The sequence below is a fragment of the Parendozoicomonas verongulae genome (genome assembly GCF_009711465.1).
In the GTDB taxonomy this organism is placed as follows: domain Bacteria; phylum Pseudomonadota; class Gammaproteobacteria; order Pseudomonadales; family Endozoicomonadaceae; genus Sansalvadorimonas; species Sansalvadorimonas verongulae.
Genome location: NZ_SMME01000594.1, coordinates 295 through 927 on the forward strand (window position 1 = coordinate 295; position 633 = coordinate 927).

Consider the following 633-nt stretch of genomic DNA (forward strand, 5'->3'; position numbering starts at 1 on the left):
CGCTACATTCACTTCAGTCAGCCTGCTTAGCACTCACCGCCGAGGCAGCAGCGACGCCTTTTGCAAGGGAAATCAAAAAACTACCTGCCTCTGCGGCACTACCTTCGATACGGTCAGGTTGCTTAATTCTCACCGCCGGTGCAGTCAAGACGCCCGGTGCAAGGGGAAGCGGAACACCACCTGTCCCTGTGGTATTACCTTCGATACGGTCAGCCGGTTTAACTCTCACCGTCAGGGCAGCCGCGACACTCTGTGCAAAGGGAAGATGAACATCACTTGCCCCTGCGGCCTTACCTTCGATACGGTCAACCAGCTTTCTTCTCACTGCAGGGGCAGCCAAGACGTCCAGTGCAAGGGGAAGCGGAACACTACCTGTCCCTGTGGTACCACCTTCGGTTCAGTTAACTTGCTTTACTATCACCGCCAGACCAGCAGCAACGCCCGATGCAAGGAGAAGCGGGTCAAAAGGAAATAAGGCGGGACTTAAAAAGAACTGCTATGACTTCAACTGCTCAGACCATGGAAACTGTGTGATACACGAGAGGTGACGAGTACCTGTACTTTCATGCCTGGGTTGAGTCGGAGGTTATGCTCGTTGCAAAAGCTGGCAAATGCCTCATATCTTTGGCTTAT

General features: G+C 53.2%; 1 protein-coding gene. It reads right to left on the reverse strand.

The window, feature by feature from the left end; genetic code table 11:
• Positions 1-13 precede the first annotated feature (13 nt).
• On the reverse strand, positions 14-340 hold the full coding sequence (locus E1189_RS01750) for a hypothetical protein (RefSeq protein ID WP_155158367.1): 327 nt from the start codon (positions 338-340) through the stop codon (positions 14-16).
• Positions 341-633 lie beyond the last annotated feature (293 nt).